Annotated in this window: 24 protein-coding genes and 1 tRNA gene; 13 read left to right on the forward strand and 12 right to left on the reverse strand. The window is 57.0% G+C overall.

Going from position 1 to position 19,391, the window contains the following annotated elements:
- The first annotated feature begins 264 nt into the window (after positions 1-264).
- Positions 265-816: a YeeE/YedE family protein gene (locus tag OE750_RS02060; RefSeq protein ID WP_263760835.1), complete on the forward strand. Its 552-nt coding sequence runs from the start codon at positions 265-267 to the stop codon at positions 814-816.
- A 1-nt stretch (position 817) separates the two neighbouring features.
- On the forward strand, positions 818-1,402 hold the full coding sequence (locus tag OE750_RS02065) for a YeeE/YedE family protein (protein WP_263760837.1): 585 nt from the start codon (positions 818-820) through the stop codon (positions 1,400-1,402).
- Between the two features lie 183 nt (positions 1,403-1,585).
- Here OE750_RS02065 and OE750_RS02070 read toward each other — a convergent pair whose 3' ends face one another.
- Positions 1,586-2,185 carry an SAM-dependent methyltransferase gene (locus OE750_RS02070; protein WP_263760839.1) on the reverse strand — a complete coding sequence of 200 codons (600 nt, stop codon included), beginning with the start codon at positions 2,183-2,185 and terminating at the stop codon, positions 1,586-1,588.
- A 95-nt stretch (positions 2,186-2,280) separates the two neighbouring features.
- Complete coding sequence (gene infC / locus OE750_RS02075) at positions 2,281-2,835, reverse strand: translation initiation factor IF-3 (RefSeq protein ID WP_412176187.1); 555 nt, start codon at positions 2,833-2,835, stop codon at positions 2,281-2,283.
- A gap of 194 nt (positions 2,836-3,029) precedes the next feature.
- Here infC and OE750_RS02080 point away from each other — a divergent pair, with 194 nt between their 5' ends.
- Positions 3,030-3,896, forward strand: a complete 867-nt coding sequence (locus tag OE750_RS02080; protein ID WP_263760843.1) for a translation initiation factor 3 — start codon at positions 3,030-3,032, stop codon at positions 3,894-3,896.
- Positions 3,897-3,970: 74 nt separating this feature from the next.
- Here OE750_RS02080 and OE750_RS02085 read toward each other — a convergent pair whose 3' ends face one another.
- The 3 genes from OE750_RS02085 to OE750_RS02095 all read right to left on the reverse strand — a co-directional run bounded on the left by OE750_RS02085 (position 3,971) and on the right by OE750_RS02095 (position 6,086).
- Positions 3,971-4,774 (reverse strand): calcium-binding protein, encoded by an 804-nt coding sequence (locus OE750_RS02085; protein WP_263760845.1) that lies wholly within the window; start codon positions 4,772-4,774, stop codon positions 3,971-3,973.
- 174 nt (positions 4,775-4,948) lie between these two features.
- Positions 4,949-5,284: a hypothetical protein gene (locus tag OE750_RS02090; protein ID WP_263760847.1), complete on the reverse strand. Its 336-nt coding sequence runs from the start codon at positions 5,282-5,284 to the stop codon at positions 4,949-4,951.
- Entirely contained in the window at positions 5,256-6,086 is an 831-nt protein-coding gene (locus OE750_RS02095; RefSeq protein ID WP_263760849.1) for a ferredoxin--NADP reductase, read from the reverse strand. Before OE750_RS02095 ends, OE750_RS02090 begins: the two co-directional genes overlap by 29 nt.
- A gap of 223 nt (positions 6,087-6,309) precedes the next feature.
- Here OE750_RS02095 and OE750_RS02100 point away from each other — a divergent pair, with 223 nt between their 5' ends.
- Positions 6,310-6,771, forward strand: a complete 462-nt coding sequence (locus OE750_RS02100; protein ID WP_263760851.1) for an Lrp/AsnC family transcriptional regulator — start codon at positions 6,310-6,312, stop codon at positions 6,769-6,771.
- 14 nt (positions 6,772-6,785) lie between these two features.
- Here OE750_RS02100 and OE750_RS02105 read toward each other — a convergent pair whose 3' ends face one another.
- Together OE750_RS02105 and tpiA are read right to left on the reverse strand one after the other, a co-directional pair.
- Positions 6,786-8,033 (reverse strand): hypothetical protein, encoded by a 1,248-nt coding sequence (locus tag OE750_RS02105; protein ID WP_263760853.1) that lies wholly within the window; start codon positions 8,031-8,033, stop codon positions 6,786-6,788.
- 78 nt (positions 8,034-8,111) lie between these two features.
- Positions 8,112-8,852, reverse strand: coding sequence for a triose-phosphate isomerase (tpiA, locus tag OE750_RS02110; RefSeq protein WP_263760855.1), 741 nt, complete (start codon positions 8,850-8,852; stop codon positions 8,112-8,114).
- 126 nt (positions 8,853-8,978) lie between these two features.
- Between tpiA and OE750_RS02115 the strand changes: the two genes are divergently transcribed.
- Complete coding sequence (locus OE750_RS02115; RefSeq protein WP_263760856.1) at positions 8,979-9,893, forward strand: isopenicillin N synthase family dioxygenase; 915 nt, start codon at positions 8,979-8,981, stop codon at positions 9,891-9,893.
- Between the two features lie 103 nt (positions 9,894-9,996).
- On the opposite strand, the gene OE750_RS02120 is transcribed toward OE750_RS02115, so the two are convergent.
- From OE750_RS02120 to OE750_RS02130, 3 genes are read right to left on the reverse strand one after another with little or no spacing between them, the layout of a single operon-like run.
- Positions 9,997-10,323, reverse strand: coding sequence for a TfoX/Sxy family protein (locus tag OE750_RS02120; RefSeq protein WP_263760858.1), 327 nt, complete (start codon positions 10,321-10,323; stop codon positions 9,997-9,999).
- Complete coding sequence (locus OE750_RS02125; protein ID WP_263760860.1) at positions 10,323-10,715, reverse strand: HesB/IscA family protein; 393 nt, start codon at positions 10,713-10,715, stop codon at positions 10,323-10,325. Before OE750_RS02125 ends, OE750_RS02120 begins: the two co-directional genes overlap by 1 nt.
- Positions 10,716-10,744: 29 nt before the next feature.
- Positions 10,745-11,107: an SUF system Fe-S cluster assembly protein gene (locus OE750_RS02130; RefSeq protein WP_263760862.1), complete on the reverse strand. Its 363-nt coding sequence runs from the start codon at positions 11,105-11,107 to the stop codon at positions 10,745-10,747.
- Positions 11,108-11,445: 338 nt separating this feature from the next.
- On the opposite strand from OE750_RS02130, the gene lon reads away from it, so the two are divergent.
- The 8 genes from lon to OE750_RS02170 all read left to right on the forward strand — a co-directional run bounded on the left by lon (position 11,446) and on the right by OE750_RS02170 (position 18,048).
- Positions 11,446-13,851 (forward strand): endopeptidase La, encoded by a 2,406-nt coding sequence (gene lon / locus OE750_RS02135; RefSeq protein ID WP_263760864.1) that lies wholly within the window; start codon positions 11,446-11,448, stop codon positions 13,849-13,851.
- A 174-nt stretch (positions 13,852-14,025) separates the two neighbouring features.
- Positions 14,026-14,547, forward strand: a complete 522-nt coding sequence (locus tag OE750_RS02140; protein ID WP_263760866.1) for an HU family DNA-binding protein — start codon at positions 14,026-14,028, stop codon at positions 14,545-14,547.
- Positions 14,548-14,725: 178 nt separating this feature from the next.
- Positions 14,726-14,801: transfer RNA gene (locus tag OE750_RS02145), tRNA-Val, on the forward strand.
- Between the two features lie 189 nt (positions 14,802-14,990).
- Positions 14,991-15,950: a DnaJ C-terminal domain-containing protein gene (locus tag OE750_RS02150; RefSeq protein WP_263760868.1), complete on the forward strand. Its 960-nt coding sequence runs from the start codon at positions 14,991-14,993 to the stop codon at positions 15,948-15,950.
- Between the two features lie 2 nt (positions 15,951-15,952).
- Positions 15,953-16,309: a chaperone modulator CbpM gene (locus tag OE750_RS02155; RefSeq protein ID WP_263760870.1), complete on the forward strand. Its 357-nt coding sequence runs from the start codon at positions 15,953-15,955 to the stop codon at positions 16,307-16,309.
- 62 nt (positions 16,310-16,371) lie between these two features.
- A complete protein-coding gene (locus OE750_RS02160; protein WP_263760872.1) occupies positions 16,372-16,959 on the forward strand; it encodes an HdeD family acid-resistance protein in 588 nt (195 codons plus the stop codon).
- 81 nt (positions 16,960-17,040) lie between these two features.
- Complete coding sequence (locus OE750_RS02165) at positions 17,041-17,394, forward strand: carboxymuconolactone decarboxylase family protein (RefSeq protein WP_263760874.1); 354 nt, start codon at positions 17,041-17,043, stop codon at positions 17,392-17,394.
- A 72-nt stretch (positions 17,395-17,466) separates the two neighbouring features.
- Positions 17,467-18,048: a hypothetical protein gene (locus OE750_RS02170; RefSeq protein WP_263760876.1), complete on the forward strand. Its 582-nt coding sequence runs from the start codon at positions 17,467-17,469 to the stop codon at positions 18,046-18,048.
- 25 nt (positions 18,049-18,073) lie between these two features.
- Here OE750_RS02170 and OE750_RS02175 read toward each other — a convergent pair whose 3' ends face one another.
- Positions 18,074-18,928 (reverse strand): universal stress protein, encoded by an 855-nt coding sequence (locus tag OE750_RS02175; RefSeq protein ID WP_263760878.1) that lies wholly within the window; start codon positions 18,926-18,928, stop codon positions 18,074-18,076.
- Between the two features lie 33 nt (positions 18,929-18,961).
- A complete protein-coding gene (locus OE750_RS02180; protein ID WP_263760880.1) occupies positions 18,962-19,309 on the reverse strand; it encodes a phasin family protein in 348 nt (115 codons plus the stop codon).
- Positions 19,310-19,391: the final 82 nt, after the last annotated feature.

The raw sequence follows: 19,391 nt of genomic DNA on the forward strand, positions 1-19,391 counted from the left end.
CATCTGACTGCTCGCCTCTTTCATGTGCCGCGCCTTTTTGGCTTCGCCTTCGGCATTATGGCATCTTATTGTTTCCAAAAACTATGCCATTTGCATGGGTTAGCGTCAATATCCACAAGGGTATGCGCAAGTTTTTATGTAATACATGTGTGATTTTAGCGGTATTGGAAACAATGCAGATCACATGCGAAATTTGACATGCATCAAGTTTGTGTGGGCGGTCCTGTGATATTCGAAATGCGGAATGTAACAGGAGGAAACACCATGGTTTTGGATTGGAAGATTGGCGGCTTGCTGCTCGGGGGGGTCTTTTTCCTTGCCGTGTTGCTGGTGAAGCCGATCGGTGTGAGCACACAGTTTGTTATTTTGGACGGAATCATCGGCGATGTTGTGAACAGCGAGCTCGTGACACAAACGGACGAGGGTTACACCTCGACCAACGCCTATCTGGCGAAATCGGGTGGCAAATACGCCAAATCGGTTGCCAACCCGCTGAACTATTCGTTCATCTTCGTGCTGGCGATGATGGCAGGCGCTTTTCTCTCGACACGCTTGCGCGGCGGGCTGTCGGCTGAAGAGCGCAACATGCCCGAAATCTGGCGCAACACCCAAGGCTCATCGACTGCCAAGCGCTATGCGGTGGCCTTTGTTGGCGGCTTTATCGTTCTTTACGGCGCGCGCCTTGCTGGCGGTTGCACCTCGGGTCACATGATGAGCGGCATGATGCAGACGGCTGTGTCGGGCTATATCTTTGCGGCAGGCGCTTTTGCAGCGGCGGTTCCTGTGGCGATATTCATGTTCCGGAAGGAGAGCTGAGATGGAAATTCTACTCGCAATCGTAATCGGCGCGCTCTTCGGGGCTGTGCTTGACCGTGTCGGCGCAACCAACCCCACGTGGATTGGCCGGATGCTGGCGCTGACGAATTTGAACCTGATGAAAACCATTCTTCTGGCGATCGGCTTTGGCTCGGTTCTGATGTTTGGTGGCCAGATGGCCGGGCTTGTGGATGTCGGGCATATGAGCGTGAAAGCGGCCTATGTCGGTGTGTTTGTCGGCGGCCTCATGTTGGGTGCCGGCTGGGCGGCCTCGGGCTTTTGCCCGGGCACAGGTGTCTGTGCGGCGGCCTCGGGACGTAAGGACGCTCTGTTCTTTATCGCCGGCGGCTTGCTTGGTGCTGCGGCCTATATGGTGACTTATCCTGCATGGAAGGCCAGCGGAATGCTGGACGATGTTATGGGCGGAAAGGTCACGCTCGGGGCTGTGCCTGACTCGGGTTATGAGGGCTTGACGGCAATGTCCGGCGACTTGATCGGCATTGTGATGGGGCTGGCATTTGTCGTTATCGCCTTTGTCTTGCCTGAGCGTATTGGGGGAGGCGGCGTGTCTGTGCCTGCCGAGTAGTTTGTTTAAGAACCCCATGGGTAGGCGGCTCGTGCTGGAAAGCGCGGGCCGTTTGCTTGTTCGGGGGAACCATCGGGGCGGCTTGCGCCGCGCAGGTTTGATTAGGAAGAGGGGGCGCTGCCCCCGAAATGCAAAACCCTTGGTTTTGCATCATCCCCCGGGATATTTAGGGCAAGAAAAAGATCAGGCGGGTTTGCGGGCGATGAAATCGATCAGGGCGGAGCGGCCTGAATGGCCTGAGCCTTCGGTGATTTCGCGGATGTAGTCTTGGCAGGTGAGCACTTCCCAGCCAGCGAAGAGGCCGCGCAGGATGACCTCGGTATACATATTGTCAACGTGGGGTGGGCCGCCTGTTTTGTAGTCAAGCTGCTTGGGTGTGTAGCCGTGCAGCAGGATGAGGCCGCCGGGTTTTACTGCGGTCTTCATGCCCTGGAAGAGGCGGCGGCGGGACTCGGAGCCCATGAACTGGATAAAGATGCCGACGACGATGTCGTATTGATCGGTGAAGTCGTAGGCCATGACATCGGCCTGCCTGAAATCAACCGTGACGTTGCGCGCCGCTGCGAGCTTGCGGGCTTTTGCGAGAGCGGAGGGAGCTTGTTCCAGCGCAGTGACGGTGAGGCCTTTTTCGGCCAGAAAAACCGAGTTGCGGCCCTCGCCATCGGCGACGCTGAGCGCGGTTTGGCCTTCGGTGAGCAGAGCCTCATGGGTTTTGAGGAACCGGGCGGGCTCGGTTCCGAAGACGTAGTCCTGGGTTTGGAAGCGTTTTTCCCACTTAGGCATCTCCTGTTGCCCTGAGGGGGCGCTGTTTTGAGGCAGGGTCTTTAAATGCAAAACGCCCCGTGTCTGAGACGGGGCGTTTTTTAACTGTTGGCAGATTATTTGCTGGCGGTTGGACCGATCAGCATGACCATCTGGCGGCCTTCCATCTTGGGGAAGTTCTCGATCTTGCCGAGTTCTGCTTCGGTCACATCTTTGGCCACGCGCTCAAGCAATTCGCGGCCCAGATTTTGGTGGGCCATTTCGCGGCCCCGGAAGCGCAGGGTGATCTTCACCTTGTCGCCGTTTTCCAGAAACTTGGTCACATTGCGCATCTTGACGTTATAGTCGTTCACATCCGTATTCGGGCGGAACTTGACCTCTTTGATCTCGATGATCTTCTGTTTCTTGCGGGCCTCGGCTTCGCGCTTTTGCTGTTCGTATTTGAACTTGCCGAAATCCATGATCTTGCAAACCGGCGGGTTTGCATTGGGCGAGATCTCGACAAGGTCGAGCTCGGCCTCTTCAGCCATCACCATGGCTTGCGCAGGCGTAACAACACCCACGTTTTCACCATCGGCGCCGATCAGGCGGATTTCATTGCTTGTGATACGGTCATTGACGCGGGGGCCAGTGTCGCGCTGTGGAGGCGCGTTATGTGGTCTACGGGCTATGGTTTTGTTCCTTATGTGGTTGACCTTGAGAGTCTGGGGCAAGGTAGAGGGCTGTTGGTGTGGATTCAAGCGGCAATCGGCTGATTTGAGCTTATTTGGGCGGCTTTCCCCCTTGCAGCTTCCTGCGGGCTGCGCCATTTGGCACATTGAGCGCGCTCAAGGAGAATTTGGGCGCCCAACCTAAGGGGAAAGTTATGAAGAATTTACTTTGGATTGTGCTCGCAGCGATTGTGCTGGGCGCGGGTTATTTCATCTATTCAGGCCAGGACGTGAGTGAAGCTGTTGAAAGCGTCACTGAAACAGTGACAGAAGCCGAGCCTGTTGAAGCGGTGACAGATGCAGCCTCGGACGCAGCTTCAGGTGTTGCCGAAGCGGTTGAAGGTGCGGTTGACGCAGCGACAGAAACAGCCGGTGATGCAGCTGAGGCCGTTACAGACGCAGCGGAAGGCGCAGCAGACGCCGCCAGCGATGCTGTTGATGCAACCACAGAAGCGGCTTCAGACGCTGCAGATGCTGTTGCCGATACAGCCTCGGATGCAGCGGATGCGGCATCGGAAGCAGCCTCTGATGCGGTTGACGCAGTGACAGACACAGCGACAGACGCCACGGAAGCAACAACTGACGCAGCCGCAGATGCAGCGGATGCTGCGACTGAAGCAGCCACAGATGCAGCGGATGCGGCAACTGAAGCCGCGACAGACGCAGCCGACACGGCAACTGAAGCCGCCACAGATGCAGCGGATGCGGCAACAGAAACAGCCACAGACGCAACCGACGCGGCGACGGAAGCCGCGACAGACGCAGCCGACACGGCAACTGAAGCAGCCACAGATGCAACCGACACGGCGACTGAAGCCGCGACAGACGCAACCGGCGGAATGAGCGAATTGCTCACAACCGAGGGCTTCAACCTTGATAAGGTTACCGAGATGATCGAAGGCTCGGAAAAAATCGGCGCTATGGAGAAAACCATGCTGACGAAAGGTCTTGAAGCAGCCAAGGATAACCCTGAAGCTCTTGAGGCGATCCTTGCGAAAGTGAAAGAAGCCATGGGCATGTAAGCCCTTAAGCTTTACGGAAAAGAAAAGCCCCGCTTAATCAAGCGGGGCTTTTATTGTGGGGGGTGAGCCGCCTTTTAGCTGACGAGTATCGAGAAGTTGGCGGCTGTCAGGTCGCTGAAGGCGACGCCCGAAAGGCGCACAAAGGTGATCTCGTCGGCTGTGAGCAGGATATCTCCTGTCGCGCTGTCTTCCTCAAAGCTCACATCGTCTACGTCAAAGTCAAGCCCGCCGATCAACTCTATGGTGAGCATGTCTTCATCGGGGGCAAAATCGGTGATGTGGACGGGAGAGTCGGTGCTGGCCTCAAGCGGAGCAACCGACGGATCTTGCGTGAGCAGCACCTTGAAGTCATCGGCCCCGTTGCCGCCTGTGAGGACGTCGCCATCGTCGCCGCCCAGCGTGTCGTTTCCTTCGCCGCCGTCAAGTGTATCGGGCGCATCGGGCAGGGGGACGCCATTGTTGAAATCAAGGTCGACGCTGAGCATGGAATCATCGCCAAAGCCGCCAGAGAGCACGTCGGACCCCGAGACCGAAACCATCGCATCATCCCCTGTGCCGCCAGAGACGGTATCATCGCCGCTCGGGGGCAGGCTGGCAAACTGGTTCGGATCAAGCAGCAGGGAGAAATCATTGTCAGCCCAGGCATCATCGCCCGCGCCGAGGCGGACCAGATCGTCGCCGCCATTGGTTGCGACCAGATCATCACCGCCGCGTGCGTCGATGATGTCATCCCCTGCGCTGCCGTTGAAGGTATCGTTGCCATCGGTGAGGGGTTGATCGGTATCGCCGGTTTCATTCTCGTTGTCTGAAGACTCAAATACACCCGCCAGAGCGCCGGCCGCGAAGAGGCCGAGAATTACGAAAAGGGAAGCGCCCATGAGAATGTCCTTTGTGATGTTTGCCCAGGAAAGTATCGCTAAGTGTAAGGAAAACATAGCGATTTTGTGGAGGAAATATGAAAAATATGGGTGCATTATTGCGGCGGCGGAAACAATCGGGGAGCCGTTGCAAGATTGTGTAGAGGCTCGGCCCGGAAGGCCAGGAGCAGGGCGCTACTGCGGGCAGGCGAAGGGCACAAAGGTGCTGGCCATGCCCTCGTTCATCGAGATTACTGTGAGCAGGTCGGCCAGCGCAAAGTCGGCTTTGGTTTCGGGGCATATTTCGATGCTGTGGTCGCAGCCTTCATCAATGAAGCGCTGGTGCTCGGTGAGGAAACCGGAGCTTGTGCCGGAGAGATCCTGTGTTTTGAGAACCCATGCCCAGCCCTCTGCATAGAGCACGCATTTTTGCGTGGTCCAGTCCGAAGCAGGCGGGGGCTCGGCCAGCGCGGTGCCGACGAACCAAAAGAGCGCGGCGGCGCTAGTCGAGGAAAGCTTTTTCAACGACATAGGTTTTGGGCTCGGAGTTTGCGCCTTCTTCGAGGCCAAATTCTTCGAGCATCTCTTTGAGCTCCAGATTGAACGCGAGGTTGCCGCAGATCATGGCGCGGTCGCGCTCGGGGCAGATCGGCTCTACGCCCAAATCCTTGAAGGCAACGCCTGTGCGCATAAGGTCGGTGATGCGGCCCATTTTCGGGCTCTCTTCGCGGGTTGTGGTCGGGTAGTATTTGATCTTCTTCCAGAAGCCCTCGCCGATGACCTCGTTGAGGAGCTCGTCGGTTTTCAGGTTTTCGATGATCTCGGCGCCGTAAGCCAGCTCGCCGACCTCGCGGCAGGTGTGGGTGATGATGACTTCTTCATAATCCGTGTATGTCTGCGGCTCGCGCAGCAGGCTCGCAAAGGGCGCAAAGCCCGTGCCTGTCGCGAAGAACCAGATGCGCTTGCCGGGCAGCAAGGCGTCATGCACCAGCGTGCCGACGGGCTTGGGGCGCAGGATGATCTCGTCCCCTGCCTTGATGTGCTGGAGGCGCGAGGTGAGGGGGCCGTCCTGCACCTTGATCGAGTAGAACTCGAGCTCCTCATCCCAGCTCGGGCTTGCGATGGAATAGGCGCGCAGGAGCGGCTTTTGCTTGCCGGATTTCGGATCAGGCTCGCCCATGAGGCCGATCATGACAAACTCACCCGAGCGGAAGCGCAAAGACGCAGGCCGCGTGCAGCGAAAGCTGAACAGCCGGTCGGTGTAGTGCTTCACCTCCGTGACTGTCTGCGCGTCAGGGAGGGTGGGGGTTTTGATCGCTTTTGCCTCGGTCATCTTGGGCTCTCATTCTGTTTGGTATCGCTGGTTCGGGTTGTCTATCTGATAAACCCGTATCTTTTAGGCAGCTTTGATCTGAATCAGGTGCAGAGGCAATCTCTTGAGGTGCTGTTTTGCTTGAATATGGGAAACTGTTTTAATAAGAGGCGCATGTATCGCCCGTTTTGGAACATATGTTTTGATGGGGCGCAGGCGAATAGGGCTAAAAAGGATGCCGGCCATGACACTGAAACTGGACGCATTGGACCGCAAAATTCTGGGCGAGTTGCAGCGTGACGGTGCGCAATCACTGGACGAGATCGCCACGCAGGTGGGCAGTTCCAAAACCCCTGTCTGGAACCGTATCCGCAAGATGAAAGAGGGCGGGGTGATCCGCCAGCAGACTGTTTTGCTCGATGCCGAGGCGCTCGGACTTGAGGCTTGTTTCTTTGTGCTGGTGCGCACGAGCGAGCATGAGAAAGGCTGGCAGGAGGCTTTCCTGCGGGTGCTGAATGCGCGCCCCGAGGTGATGGAAGCACACCGGCTGGCGGGGGACATCGACTATATCCTCAAGGTGCGCGTGGCCAATGCGCGGGCCTATGATGTGTTTTACCAGGCGCTGATTTCGGAAGTGAAAATTCACAACGTGACGGCGCTTTTGTCGATGGAAGAGATCAAGCACACAACAATGCTGCCGCTTTAACCGCTTTGTAAGGCTTAGGCTGCGGCTGTGGCTGTCTGATCAATCGAGACAGCAACGCCATTGGGCGCTTCTGTGATGGTTAGAAAGTCAAACTCGATGTTGCCCAGCTCTTCGATGCGGATGGTCATGGCGCGTGACAGGGTTTCGCCCGCCGCGTTCTGGCCGCTAAGGGTGAAGTTGATATCAAATGTGCCGATCTCCGGATCTGACACCGTTGAAACAAGGTCAACATCAAGATTGGAGGTGAAGCCGCTGACCCCGCTGGCCCCGTCAGCAAGAGTTTCGCCGCTAAGCTCGATGAGCAGGGTGTCTTCACTTGGGTCAAAGTCTGTGATTGTGGCGAAGAGGGCAGAGCCGCTGGTGTCGCTCACGGGGACTGCCTCAAACACGCCCGTGACGGTGAAGCTGTCAGCACCCGCGCCGCCTGTGAGGGCGACATCTGTGTCGAGTGACGGGTCCGACGATCCGCCAAAATAGGTTTGGTTGTCATACTCAAACGCCAAGCTATCATCGCCTGCGCCGCCGTCTGCAGAAGACAGTATTGTTTCATAGAACCCGTCATTGTCACGAACGGTGAGGCTGTCATCGCCAGCTCCGCCTGTGATCGTGCTCAGGCCGCCAGCTGTGATTGTGTCATCACCCGCGCCGCCCGAGGCTCTGCCATCTTCGGTCAGTTCAATCGTGTCATTGCCCTCGTCGCCGAAGAGAGCTGTGCTTGTTCCGCCAGCAAACCACCCGTTTCCGCCGCCACTGATGCTGTCGTCACCAGCGCCGCCATAAGCTTCTGCTTCGCCGATATTGATGGTGTCGTCGCCGTCTCCGCCGTTGATCAGAGCGGGGCCAGAGGCCTGAAAGCCAGAGCCAGTGAGAAGGTCATTGCCTGCGCCGCCATCAACGTAGGCCACATCAGTGTCGGTCATGTTAATGATGTCGTCACCTTCGCCACCGTCCACCCCGATTGTGTTGAGCGGCAGGGTCGCAAGGGTTGTGTCAGCCGTGACAAAATCCATGATTGAAGTTGGGCCGAGTATGTTGTTAGACGCGTCACCCTGAATGACGGGCGCTCCCGTGGGACCGGTGGCTGTGCTCCAGCCTGCTGTTGTGGTTGGGTCGGTATCGGGGCCTGCGTCAGGGTTTGGATCTGGCGTGGGGTCCGGCGTTGCGTCAGGATCAGGTGTTGCGCCTGCATCAACTTCTGCATCATCACTGCTGTCAAACGACGGGATCATCAGCGCAGCGATCAGGAAAAACATGATATTCATTAAACTACCCCTTAAAACACAGGGAAGATTAACCGGTTTCCCGCAGTTTGGGAAACCTATTCATGCAAGGAAACTGGCTCAGACTGTTTCCAAAGCGGTGATAATCGGTGAAAAATCGGCCGCTGTGAGGGAGGCGCCGCCCACCAGCGCGCCGTCGACATTGGGCACGGTGAAGATATCGGCGGCATTGTCGGGCTTGACAGAGCCGCCATAAAGCAGGCGCACCGAACGGCCCACACCTGCCCCGAAGCGGCGCTCGAGGCGGCTGCGGATGAAATCATGCACCTCGCCGATTTGCGCGAGATCGGGCACAAGGCCCGTTCCGATGGCCCAGATCGGCTCGTAGGCGACCACGAGGTTTTCGCCTGTGGCATTGTCGGGGATGGAGCCTGCAAGCTGTCCACCGATGATATCGAGGGTGTTTTGAGCTTCGCGTTGGGCGAGGCTTTCGCCGAGACAGACTATGGCGGTGAGCCCTTCGGCCTGCGCTGCACGGGCCTTGGCGCGGACGATTTCGGAGTGTTCCTCATGCGCAACGCGGCGCTCGGAATGGCCGACGATGACGGCGGTTGCGCCTGCATCCTTGATCTGCGCAGCGGAGATATCTCCCGTATGCGCGCCTGATGTGGCCATGTGGCAATCCTGCGCGCCGATCATGAGAGGAGCGTGGCCACAGGCGGCGGTGAGGAGCGTGGCAGGCGGACAAATGAGGATGTCAACTTCGGAGGCCGCGTGGGTTTTTGCAAGAACCGCCAGTTCCGCAAGGCTGGCCCGCGTGCCGTTCATCTTCCAGTTGCCTGCTGCCAGTTTGCGCCGCATGATATGCTCCTTTGTGTCTTTGATCAGATCTATCAGCTTGCTCGCGCGGGGCCAATACGCATCTGGTGCGGTTGCGCTTCTGCTGTGATGGGCTAGAAGGATTCATGGAATTAAGGGACAGGTGCGATGATCGACAAGATTGATTTTGCGGCCTTGGAGGCCGGCGAGGCGGAAGCATTCGAAAAGCTGCGCCGTGGTGTGCTGGAAACAGGATTTCTGCGGGTTGCCAATACACCGATCAGTAAGGCCGAAGCGCTAAAGGTTATTGAGGCTTATGCGGCGTTCTTCAAGCTGCCTGCGGAGGTGAAGTCCAAAGTCGATATGGCGCGCACAGGGTCTAACCGAGGCTGGGGCGCGAGCGGCTCGGAGCAAGTCGACCCGATGGCGAACCCGGATTACAAGGAAGTGTTTGACTGTGGTTTCGAATTGCCCGAGGGCGACCCGCTGAAAGAGAGCGGCTTGCTTGTCTATGGTGCGAACCAGTGGCCTGATGTGCCGGTGGGGTTTGCGACGACAGTGCAGGAGTATTACACGCAGGCGATTGAGCTGTGCCGCGCGCTTTTGCGCTATATCGCCGAGGCTGCGGGGCAGGATGCAGGATACTTTGAGACGCGTTTCACAAGGCCCATGGCGCTGTTGCGCAGCAATTACTACCCCGCGCGGCCTGCTTGGGCCGGGGAGAAAGACTTCGGCATCGCCGCGCACAGCGACTATGGTTGCCTCACGCTTCTGACGGGTGATGGCACGGCGGGGCTTGAGGTTTTGGGGACAGACGGGACTTGGCATGGCGTCGAGGTGACGCCCGGGGAGTTTGTCATCAATTTTGGTGAAATGCTCGAGATGTGGTCGGGCGGAAAGGTGAAAGCTACTCTGCACCGCGTTGTGGGCACGGGGGCGGAGCGGATATCGGTTCCGATGTTTTTCAACCCGAATTACGACACAGATGTGAGTGCTGAAGGAGCCGAACCGATCTCGGCGGGCGAGTATCTGACGCGGCGTTATGACGAGACCTATGTGCATTTACAGGCCAAGGGCGCGTGAGAGAGCTTCGAATTTTCGCATAGCGAAAATCCGATCAAGCGAGGGGGCCAACCCCCTCGCACTCCCCCGGGATATTTACGGCAATAAGAAAGGACTTGAGGTGTTAGAGGTGCTGTAGCGCGGCAAAGGCGAGCGCCGTGGCTTCGGAGGGGTCGTCTGCGGCGCTGTCGGGGAGGGTCCAGTAAGGCATCTGGACGGCTTTAGATGTGTTGTTTTTCTTGTAAGACCAGCGGGTTGCCCCGAGCTTTTCAAGCTGCTCACCGAAGCCGTTCGCGCCTTTTAGGTAAAGCTGACCCGAGGAGTGCAGCAGCCCGAAGATGATACCGTTTGAATAGATCGCAAGGCCGCCCATCATTTTGCGGGTGCTGATACCGCCGACAGCTTCAAAGAGGTCGTGGACATAGGCGATTTGATCGGTAGAAACAGCCACTAGCCTTTTTCGCCGTTTTGCCCCAAATCTGCGGCGAGCGCCTCGACATCCTTGAACTTGATCGACTCTCCGCAACCGCAGGCGTCTTCGACATTCGGGTTGTTGAACTTGAAGCCCGCTTCAAGCAGCGAGACTTCATAGTCGATTTCTGTGCCGAACAGGAACATTTGCGCCATCGGGGCGATCAGGATGCGCGCGCCGCCTTGCTCCACGGTTTCATCGTGCGGGTCGAGTTCGTCGACATAGTCCATGGTATATTCCATACCCGCGCAGCCGCCTTTCTTGACGCCAATGCGCAGGCCCAGGTGGCCTTTGGCGTCCATCAGTTTGCGGATCTGTCTAGCGGCGGCATCTGTCATGGTGACAGCTTGTTTGCCTGGAATGCCGAACATGAGTATATCCTTCTAGGGAATTGGCTTGGTTACATAAAACCGAGTTCAAGGCGGGCTTCATCGGACATCATGTCCATACCCCACGGTGGCGACCAGATCAGCTCGACATCGACATGTTTGACGCCTTCGAGCGGCTCGATCGCCTCGGCGACCCAGCCCGGCATTTCGCCTGCAACAGGGCAGCCCGGGGCTGTGAGCGTCATAAGCACGCGCACTTCACTCTCCGCGTTGATCTCGATGGTGTAGATCAGGCCGAGATCATAGATATTGACGGGGATTTCAGGGTCATAGACCGAGCGGCAGGCCTCTACAATGTTCTCGTAGAGCGGGTGGCCCGTATCAGACGGGGCGATCAGCGGTGTGCCTTCAATCGGGTCGATCATTTCAGTCATGGCAGGCGTCCTTTGGTTCCTGACTGTTTATATAGGGAAAGCAGGCCGCCCCGTAAACCCGCGCGCAGTAGCTTTTTCGCGGCATGTTACGCGCTTGTTACGTGCTTGTGAGGTGTAGATGGGCGGCTTTTGGCGCCAAATCATGCTGTTTGCTGCCAATCTAACGTAAAATCCGTTCATTTCTGCCTTGCTGATTGACGCGCCGAAAGGCATCTTGGCGCAAATTCGTGTTGAAATGGGGGCGGGCAACACCCAAGTTAACACTTCGAAAACGCGGAAGGATGTGTGACTGCCTCAGGTGAGGGGTTCGTATCCTTGCCACTGAACAGGACAAGAGCATGACAAAGCAAATGAACGCCTCCTACCCGGTACTGCCGCTGCGCGACATCGTGGTTTTTCCCCATATGATCGTACCGCTTTTTGTGGGCCGTGAAAAATCGGTTCGCGCGCTGGAAGAGGTGATGAATGATGGCAAGCAAATTCTGCTCGCCGCACAGGTTGACCCGGGAGATGACGACCCGGACACAAGCGGGATCTATCAGGTTGGCGTGTTGGCCAACGTGTTGCAGCTTCTCAAGCTGCCTGACGGCACTGTAAAGGTGCTGGTCGAGGGGATCGAGCGGGTGAGCATCACCGGATACCTCGACAACCCCGAGTTTTTTGAAGCCAGTGCCGAGGCTCTGAGTGAACAACTGGGCGACGAAACAACCATCGAGGCGCTGTTGCGCACGGTTGGCAATGAATTCGAGCGCTATGCAAAAGTGCGCAAGAACATTCCCGAAGAAGCGCTGACGGCTGTTGGAGAGGCGCAAGAGCCCGAGAAACTGGCCGATCTGGTCGCCGGGCATCTGGGCATCGAAGTGGACCAGAAGCAGGAGCTTCTGGAAACGCTTGATGTGAGTGCGCGGCTTGAGAAAGTTTACGGTCTCATGCAGGGCGAAATGAGCGTGCTGCAAGTTGAGAAAAAGATCAAAACGCGCGTGAAGAGCCAGATGGAGCGCACGCAGCGCGAATACTATCTCAACGAACAGATGAAGGCGATCCAGAAAGAGCTGGGCGATGGCGAGGAAGGCGAGGGCGAATTGGCCGAGCTGGAAGATCGCATCGCGAAGACCAAGCTCTCAAAAGAAGCCAAGGAAAAAGCCGAAGCCGAGCTGAAAAAGCTGAAGAACATGTCTCCCATGTCGGCCGAGGCGACCGTTGTGCGCAATTATCTCGACTGGATGCTCAGCATTCCGTGGGGTGTGAAATCGCGCGTGAAAAAAGACCTGGGCCGCGCCGAAAAGGTGCTGGATGATGACCACTATGGCCTCGAGAAGGTTAAGGAGCGCATTGTCGAGTATCTTGCCGTGCAGCAGCGCAGCCAGAAGCTGAAAGGCCCGATTATGTGCCTTGTTGGCCCTCCCGGTGTTGGTAAGACCTCGCTTGGCAAGTCTGTTGCCAAAGCCACGGGGCGCGAGTTTATTCGCATCTCGCTGGGTGGTGTGCGCGATGAATCCGAAATCAGGGGCCACCGCCGCACCTACATCGGCTCGATGCCCGGCAAGATCATTCAGGCGTTGAAAAAGGCCAAGACAACGAACCCGCTTATCCTGCTCGACGAGATCGACAAGATGGGTCAGGATTTTCGCGGCGACCCTGCCTCGGCTATGCTCGAGGTGCTTGATCCGGAACAAAACAGCACGTTTGTAGACCACTACCTCGAGGTGGAATATGACCTTTCCAATGTCATGTTCCTGACAACCTCGAACAGCTACAACATGCCCGGACCACTGCTTGACCGTATGGAGATCATTCCGCTGTCTGGCTACACCGAAGACGAGAAGCGCGAGATTGCCAAGCAGCACCTGATCAGCAAGCAGATCAAAAACCATGGCCTGAAAGCCCGTGAATTCGAGCTGACAGATGAGGCGCTGACGGACATCATCCGCTATTACACCCGCGAGGCGGGCGTGCGGAACCTTGAGCGCGAGATTGCCAAGGTGGCGCGCAAGGCGGTGACGCAGATCGTCAAGAAAGAGGTGGAGACAGTCAAAGTGACGTCTGGCAACCTTGGTGATTTCCTCGGTGTGCGCAAATACCGCCACGGGCTTGCGGAAGACGAGAATGCCATCGGTGTTGTCACGGGGCTGGCCTATACATCGGTCGGGGGTGATTTGCTTCATATCGAGGCGCTCAAGCTGCCCGGCAAGGGCCGTATGAAGACCACAGGCAAGCTTGGGGATGTGATGAAAGAGAGCATCGAGGCTGCGTCAAGCTATGTGCGCTCGATCAGCCCGAGCATCGGGGTGAAGCCCACGAAGTTCGACAAGATCGACATTCACGTGCATGTCCCTGATGGGGCCACGCCCAAAGACGGGCCAAGCGCCGGCCTTGCTATGGTCACCTCGATTGTGTCTGTGCTCACGGGTATCCCTGTGCGCAAGGATATTGCGATGACAGGCGAAGTGAGCCTGCGCGGTAATGCCATGCCGATTGGCGGCCTCAAGGAGAAGTTGCTTGCCGCTCTCAGAGGGGGGATCAAGACGGTTCTCATTCCGGAAGAAAACGAGAAAGACCTCGCCGATATTCCGGACAATGTGAAAGACGGTCTTGAGCTTATCCCTGTGAAACATGTGAGCGAAGTGCTGAAGTATGCGTTGGTGAGTGCCCCCGAGCCCATCGAATGGGATGAGGAGGCCGAAGAAGCCGCAGCTGCTGCTCGCCTTGCAGGCACGGGCGGAACAGGGGCCACGGCGCATTAGAACGCGCTCCCACAGCAACAAGGCAGATTGAAGAAAGCGCTGCCTCGGTATGAGGCGGCGCTTTTTTGTGCTGTGGTGGCTCTTTGGCCCTTGTTGTTAAGGAAATCGCTAGTCAGCGACCATATAAGTTGCTATCCTCCAAGGAAAAAGAACCACATATAGAGGCATAACACGATGAAGCAGTCATCCACAGAAGACAAAGCCACCAAAGCGGCAAAACCTGCCAAAGCAACCACTGTTAAAAAGGCAGCCCCAAAGAAGACCGCTGCTAAGGCCGTAAAAGCGCCTAAAGCGGTGAAGAAGCCGGCACTTGCAGGCACAGGTCCGACGCTAGCCACAGTTGCGCCGACCGCAGCCCCCGAGGCCAAAGCCGCCGCACCCAAAGTCACGCCGATGGTTGTGACTTCGGCAGAGCCAACGCTGGCTCCGGCCGAGATGCGCAAGGAACAATTGCTTGATGAAGTTGCCAAACGCTCGGGGGCAAAGCGCAAGGATGTGAAGCCGATTGCCGAAGCCATGCTCGAGGTGCTGGGCGAAGCTTTGGGCGAGGCCCGCGAACTGAACCTCAAGCCGCTTGGGAAAATTAAAGTTGCCCGCACCAAGCTTGTTGCGAATGGCCGTGTGATCCAGCTGCGCCTGCGCCAGTCCGATATGGTGATCAAAGAACTTGAAGACAAAGCCGAAGCGGCCGAATAAACAGGTTTTCAAGTAGAATTCTGTAAAAGCACGTGGCCTGACAGCTGCGTGTTTTTCTTTTTTCAGTGTCGATTTGGGGCTGCGCGAAATGGCCTGTGAAAGTTTTTCGCATCTTTCCGGATTTTTCTCACAAAACGCGCTTGCAAGGCCGCGCGGCTGAGGCTAAACACCGCCGCACGGGTCGTTAGCTCAGTTGGTAGAGCGCTTCGTTTACACCGAAGATGTCGGGAGTTCGAGCCTCTCACGACCCACCATATTTCCTTTGATAGTTTTCCATCACCGCGCGTCTCGGGTTGTCGCGAATTGCGGTTTGTCAATTTGCCTGCTGTTTGGACTGCCATAATGGTCTCGAGTGACAAGAGCACCGAGGCTTGCGCCGTGGAACTGATAGATGTCCACAAGCTTTTGGTGCGTAGAAATCTGCGCGCGGGAAAGATGAGGCGATGGAATATAAAGACTACTACAAGGTTTTGGGAATTGAACGCACGGCGACGCAGGACGAGATCAAGCGCGCTTACCGAAAGCTTGTGCGCAAATACCACCCGGATGTGAACACAGGCGTGGATGCTGCCGAGGCGGAGAACAAGTTCAAGGACGTGGGAGAGGCCTACGAGGTTTTGCAAGACCCCGAGAAGCGCGCCGCCTATGACCAACTCGGGGCCAACTGGAAGGAAGGGCAGGCGTTTCGCCCGCCACCCGACTGGGACGAAGGCTTCGAATTTTCCGGAGGTGGCTATACCGAGGCCGACCCGAGCGGCTTTGGCTCGTTTTTTGACGAGCTGTTTGCGCGCCGTGGCAAGGCCTCGCCCAACATGCGTTCGGAGGCGCGGTTTCATGCGCAGGGGCAGGACAACCACGCCAGGATCGTCATTGATCTGAAAGAAGCCTATGAGGGTGGAACCCGTGATTTTACCCTGCGCGCGCCCGAGCTCGACGCTTCGGGGCATGTGGTGCTCAGGGAGCGCACGATCAGGGTGACAATCCCCAAAGGGGTGATTGAAGGCCAACACATACGTCTGCGGGGCAAGGGCGCCCCGGGGTATGGCGAGGGCAAGGCCGGAGACCTCTATCTTGAGGTGACGATCAAGGAAAATCGCGCCTACCGCGTTGAGGGCCGCGACGTGTATATGGATTTGCCTATCGCCCCGTGGGAGGCGGCTTTGGGCGCAAAGATCAGCGTGCCGACACCGAGCGGCAAGGTGGAGCTGAGCATCCCCAAACACGCGCAAGCGGGCAAGAAGCTGCGCCTGAAGGGGCGGGGTATTCCGGGCAAACACGCGGGCGATCTTTATGTTGTGCTCAAGATCGTCATTCCGCCGAGCGAAAGCGCAAAAGCACGGGAGCTTTATGAAGAGATGGCGCGCGAGATGCACTTTGATCCGCGCGCAAGACTGGGAGCCTGATCATGTCAAAATCAACCGCCCTTGTGCCTTCGGGTGAGATTGTCACGCCGCTGAGTCTGCTTGATCTGTGTCGCATTTGCGGCTCGCCTGCAGACTGGGTTATCGAGCTTGTCGAGGAGGGTATTCTGGAGCCCGAGGGGGCAAGCCAGACTGTCTGGCGCTTTGAGAGCACCTGCATCACGCGTGTGCGCAAGGTGCAGCGCCTTCAGACGGATTTGCACCTTAATATCGCCGGAGTGGCGCTTGTGCTGTCGCTGGTTGAGGAAAACGCGGGGCTGAAGCGGCGCTTGCAGCTTCTGGAGAACGATCCACGCTATGCGATCTGGATGCCTGATCTGGGCGATGGGCCTGAAGATTGACATCTATCAATTTCGGGGTGGCTGATGGGTTTAGCTATTGGAAAAATCAGGAGAGGCCGAAAATGACAACCGAACACGAGACAACCTATATCGACATTTCCGGGCGTGCGGCCCCCGCCGCCTTGCTGGCGCGGATGCACAAGGGCCTTTTCTGGGCCGGTGTTGTGATGATTGTGCTTGGTATTGCCGCGCTGGTTATGCCGCTTGTGAGCTCGCTTATTGTCGAAATCATGATCGGCTGGCTGCTGACGCTGAGCGGAGCCATATCAGTTGTCGGCGCCTTTTCATTGCGCAGCACGCGGCTGTTTCTCTGGGAGCTGGTCGCAGGGCTGATCACTTTTGCTGTGGGACTCTGGATGTTGTTCTTTCCGCTTCAGGGGCTTGTGGCGTTGACCATTCTGGTCGCGGTCATGCTTATTCTCACGGGCGCGGCTCAGTTTGCCTTCGCGCTTTGGGCGCGCTCTGTTTCGGGCTGGGCCTGGGGTATATTGTCGGCGCTTATCAGTATCGCACTGGGTGTCTATATCCTGTTTGTGCTGCCCGAAGCCTCGGCTGTGATCCTCGGGGTGATTGTGGGCATTGATTTTCTGAGCACGGGCATCGCCTTTGTGCTCATCTCACAATCGGTGCGCCGTGGACTTGAGGCTTGAGGGGGGCGTGGGGATTGATCCGTAACATTCGCGCAGTTTCTCATTTCGGTAGGATTTAGGAGCAAGACAGGGAGGCGCACCATGAAAAACTATACGGTAATCGCAGATCGGTATCGCGCCGGATATGGCGATTTGGCGCAGGTCTTGCCGAGCACGACTTCGGCCTTTGGCCGACTGGTGATGGATGCGACCGGGGATGGGGACTTATCTATCAAGGTCAAGGAGTTGATTGCCTTTGCGATTGCAATCAACCTGCGGTGCGACGACTGCCTTGCGCATCATGCCCACGCCGTGTTCAGGGCCGGTGCGAGCCGCCGCGAAGTTGCTGAAATGATCGGCGTGGCGATCCTGATGGGCGGTGGCCCGTCAACTGTTTATGGCGTAGAAGCGCTGCGCGCCTATGATGCCTTTGCCGAGGATGCTTTGGCGCGATAGCCGAGCAAGTGGGCGTCGGCCTCCTTCGCGCTTGTATATCTAGCCGTCGTCGCCAACAGGAGAGACACCGTCATGACCGATAAAGTCGCCAGCCTCATTGCCAAAATCAAGGCCCTTGAGGACGAGTTGGAAGATGCTTTTGCCGAGCGCCGCGAGCGTTTCGAATACAAGATGGAGCGAAAACGCGTTGTGTTTGAACGTGACGTTGCGCAAAGGCACGAGAGGCTCAAGCAAAAGCTCATGTCCTATCTTGGCGGCGCAACGATATCTGTGGTTCTGACGGCTCCGGTCATCTATGCGATGATTATTCCGTTTGTTTTGCTCGATATTTTTATCACCGTTTATCAGGCAGTCTGCTTTCCCGTGTACGGCATTCAAAAAGTGAAGCGCTCCGACTACCTCACTTTTGATCGCAAGCATCTGGCCTATCTCAATGGGCTGGAAAAGCTTAACTGTGTCTATTGTGCCTATGGCAACGGGCTTTTGGCCTATGCCGTCGAGATAGCTGGCCGGACAGAAAAGCGCTGGTGTCCTATCAAGCACGCAAGGCGCATGGCGGGCGTGCACAGCTACTATGCTGATTTTCTGGAATATGGTGATGCGGACGGCTACCGCGAAAAGCAGTCAGCCAAAGTGCGTGACCCTTCCAGCTAAAGAGGGATCACGCGTGCAGGCATGATCAGTGTGCCAGAAAGACGGGTTGTTCTGTCTGGGTGATCAGCGTTTGGGTTGTGCCTCCAAAGATGGATTGGCGCATCCGCGAGTGGCCGTAAGCGCCCATCACGATAAGATCGGCTCCGCTGTCTTTTGCGCGCTCCAGCAAGCTTTCGCCAATACTCAGCCCGCCGCTTGGATACTGCTGGACCGTTACGTTGCAACCATGATGGGTCAGCCATTTGGCCGCATCTGCGCCCGGGTCTTCACCATCGCGGTATTCTGTCATCACAGGGTCAATGCAGCCGAGGGTAACTTCGTCGGCCTGCCGCAGGAGAGGAAGTGCCTGATGCACGGCGCGAGCTGCGTGCATATCGGTATCCCAAGCCACAAAGACGCGCTTGGGTGCGCTGAGCGCTTCGGCCCCAAAATCGTTGACCACAACCCCGATGGGAGACTGGAACAAAACCCCGTTGGCGACCTGTTGAAACAACGCATCGCTTTCACGCAAGTCACTGGTGATAAAAGCCATGTCACAGAGCATGGCACGGCGCGCCACGTTTTCGGCAACATAGGCCAGTTCGCAAGCGATTGTGCAGACTTCGCCCGAGACATCATGCTTCTGAAGCAGTTGTTCGATCTCGTCCCCCTTTGCCTTCAGGGCTTCCTTGCGCACGGCAACATTTTCTTGCCATTCGGGCGGAAAATCGGCCATCCCGTAGGGGGCAACGCCGACAGCGTAATAGGGAAACACAGGCATATCGCCAACAACCGCAACAACAGCGCGCGCGGGGATCGCACGGATGGCTTCCAGCGTTTTTGAAAGCTCGCGAGTGGTGGCATCCATGCTTGTGGCGATCAGAATCGAGGCGTTTTTCATGGTCAATTTCCTTACTCGAATTGGCGGGACGGTTTAGTCGGATTTTCTGGATTTAGGAGAGCTGTCCGGCGTTATGGCTTTGCCCATTTTCATCAGCTTGCCCGCTTCAGCGGCGTAATCATCCATCGCTTTTTGAAAGAACTGCGCTTGAATGTGCTGTATTTCAGTCAGCCCTTTGGCGTGCAGCAGGTCGTGCTGGGTCTGGACATCCTGTTTGATACGCGCCGCCGTGAAATCAAGCATTTCACTGCCGATATTGGACATGGCTTCAAGCCAGTCGGTGCCGAATCCTTGAACCGGCTTGAAGCCAGCCTCTTGCATGGTTTTCATCAGATTGTTCACCGAGGATGCCGTGTCTTCGGGTTTGTTGCTCTTGCTCATGATGTATCCTTTCCGTTTTGGTGGATTTCCCGACATGATAACGCAACGTAAGCGCAGGGTATTGACCAAAATCAATTTGCGC

This window comes from Lentibacter sp. XHP0401 (assembly GCF_025751535.1).
GTDB lineage: Bacteria > Pseudomonadota > Alphaproteobacteria > Rhodobacterales > Rhodobacteraceae > Lentibacter.